At 50.4% G+C, this 2,972-nt stretch carries 1 protein-coding gene and 1 pseudogene; both read left to right on the plus strand.

Annotated elements, in window-relative coordinates; genetic code table 11:
* Positions 1 to 115: pseudogene (locus DUE52_RS33195) on the plus strand (IS701 family transposase); the annotation flags it as partial.
* Between the two features lie 44 nt (positions 116 to 159).
* Positions 160 to 2,832, plus strand: coding sequence for an ABC transporter permease (locus DUE52_RS31955; protein ID WP_114410208.1), 2,673 nt, complete (start codon positions 160 to 162; stop codon positions 2,830 to 2,832).
* Positions 2,833 to 2,972 lie beyond the last annotated feature (140 nt).

Raw genomic sequence — 2,972 nt, forward strand, 5'->3', positions numbered from 1 at the left:
ACAAGTGAAAGCCAAACAAGTCGGCCAAACGATCTATCAGTTGCGAACTAGTTTATTTGCTGACTATCTCCGACACGAGTTAGCCTACCCCAGAGTTCGAGCAATTTCACTCTAAGCGAAAGTCCTAATTCATCATTTAACATTTGATATTGAAAAAATATGGAGCCCATCAAACGGCCAGATCATCCAAACCGAAACGTTGGACCACCACCCCGCTGGGCCACCACACTGCTCGACTGGCTGGGCGATCCCAACACCGTCGAGGAGGTGCAGGGCGATTTGCTGGAACTGTATGCGTACTGGGTGAAAACCGTGGGGGTGCGAAAAGCCCGCTGGCGGTATGGCCTGAGTGTTTTGAACCTATTGCGGCCACTGGCCAAGCGGAAATCAGTTGCTGAGTATCCTTCACCTTTTTTACTAAGTCCTCACATGATCCGGAATTATTTAAAAATCGCCCTCCGAAGCCTCGCCAAAAGCAAAGGATATTCGTTGATTAACATCACCGGTCTGGCTGCGGGCCTGGCGTGTACGGTCGTGATTTTTCTGGTGATCAGGCACGAAACCAGCTACGACCAGAACCACGCCAACGGGAGCCGGATTTACCGCGTTGAAACCGAAAATACCAAAGAGAAACACACCTATCCGGGCACCTTTACCGGCATGGCAAACGCTCTGCGGACGGATGCTCCTGAAGCAGAACTCGTCGTTCCGCTGTTCAAGGTTAGGGGCAGCATCTTTGCCGTTCCCTCGACCGACAAACGGTTTAAAGAATCGTTCGTATTTGCCGACAACAGGCTATTCCATTTGCTGAACTATCAGTGGCTTGCGGGCAATGCCCGGACGGCTCTCTCGCAACCGAACACCGTTGTCTTAAGCCGGGCATATGCCGAAAAGTATTTTGGCACCACGGACGTCCTCAGTAAAATCATTCAGCTCGATAACAAACAGGAGTTGATGGTGGCCGGTGTGCTGGAAGATCAGCCGTCGACAACCAGTTTTCCGTTCGATATGCTGGTTTCGTTTTCCACCCTCAAAAACACCAGTCCGGATTTCGATTTAAATGCGTGGAACGGATGGGGCGACAATTTCCAGGTGTTTGTGTTGCTAAAAAAAGGCATTGACCCCACGCAACTGAACAAACGGTTTCGGTCGATCATACTCAAATACATGGGTAAAGAAGCGCTGTCCGACAAAAACTTTTTTCTGACCCCGTTATCCCAACTCCATTACAGCAGCAACCTGAGCGGTCGGACGGCCAACCTCGGTTTACTCAAAACCCTGGCATTCGTTAGCTTGCTGGTGCTGCTCATTGCCTGCTTCAACTTCATTAACCTCAGCACCGCCCAGGCATTCAAACGGGCGAAAGAGGTCGGCATTCGCAAAGCCGTGGGCAGTAACCGCCTGTCGCTGGTGTATCAATTTCTGACGGAAGCCGGGCTGATTACGTTTCTGGCGGTTTTGCTTGCCATCCTGCTCGCACAAATTACCCTCTCGACCGTAGCCGGTATGCTGGCGGTTCCCCTCACCACGTCGGATTTGTTCTCGTGGCAAACCGGTTTGTTTGCTTTCATCCTGGCGGTCCTGACAACCTTGCTGGCGGGGGGTTATCCGGCGTTCCGGCTGTCGGGCATGGCACCGATCTGGGCGTTGAAAAACAATACGCTGACGCAGGGAAAGCAGTGGTTTTCGTTGCGGCAGGGTTTGGTCGTCGTTCAGTTTACGGTTTCACTGATTCTTATCAGCAGTGCGATGTTGATCAACCAGCAGCTTACTTTCTTCCGAAATGCCGATCTGGGTTTTAACAAATCGGCCATCATTACCGTCGGATTACCCGAAAACAAACCCGAAAAACGGCAAGCCCTTCGCAATCAACTGGTCGAGTCTTCACAGATTAAGGATGTCAGTTTCTCGTTCAACAGCGCATCGGCAGAAAGCAACTGGATGCAGAGCATGCAATACCGAAAAGGAACCAAAACGATCGACATCAGGACCCAGACGAAAATGGGCGATTCGCGTTACCTGGACACCTACGGCATCCCATTGCTGGCCGGGGAAAAACTCAGGGATACCGACACCTCTTCCGCAGCGATCAAAGTCATCGTCAATGAAATATTCCTGAACCGATCGGGCATCAGCCGACCCGCCGATGCCATTGGACAGAAAGTATATTTCGGAGACAGTCAGGAGTTTGCCACGATTATTGGCGTAACCAAAAACTTCAATGTCAACTCATTGCACCAGAAAATCGACCCGACACTGATCATGGTCGTACCCAAGAATTTTTATCAGGCGGGCATCAAACTGCAAATGGAGAATCCAACGGCCGAAACCGTACAGGCGGCCTTGGCACACATCGAAAAGGTCTGGACAGCCACGTTCCCGAACCAGGTGTTTGAGTATAGTTTTCTGGACGAAACGCTGGCGCAGGCCTACAAGTCCGAAACCCGTACGGCGCAACTCATTGAAGCATCGACGTTTTTAGCGGTTTTGATTGCCTGTCTCGGTTTATTCGGCCTGGCCACGTTTATCGCCGAGCAGCGCACCAAAGAAATCGGCGTTCGTAAAGTATTGGGCGCATCCGTAGCCAGCATTATTACGATGCTTTCCAGAGATTTCCTGAAACTAATTCTGATTGCGATCGTCCTGGCGTCACCGATTGCCTGGTATGCCATGAATCAATGGCTACAAAATTTCGAGTTCAAGATTGAGATCAGGTGGTGGGTATTTGCGCTAACGGGCCTGCTGATGGCGGGAATCGCCCTGCTGACCGTCAGTTTCCAAAGCATCAAAGCGGCTTTGGTGAATCCGGTTACCTCACTGCGCTCGGAGTGAAGAATTAAGAGTTATGAATCAGTACTGTACGAAGGATTTGGCCTTACGGGATAAAAAGTTAAAAGTTTGTTGTTCTTTGATCTACTGGATTTTCAAAAGCGATGGATAAACCAATTATTCAGAGTCAGTCGGTTTTAGCT

This window comes from Larkinella punicea (genome assembly GCF_003334855.1).
In the GTDB taxonomy this organism is placed as follows: Bacteria; Bacteroidota; Bacteroidia; order Cytophagales; family Spirosomataceae; genus Larkinella; species Larkinella punicea.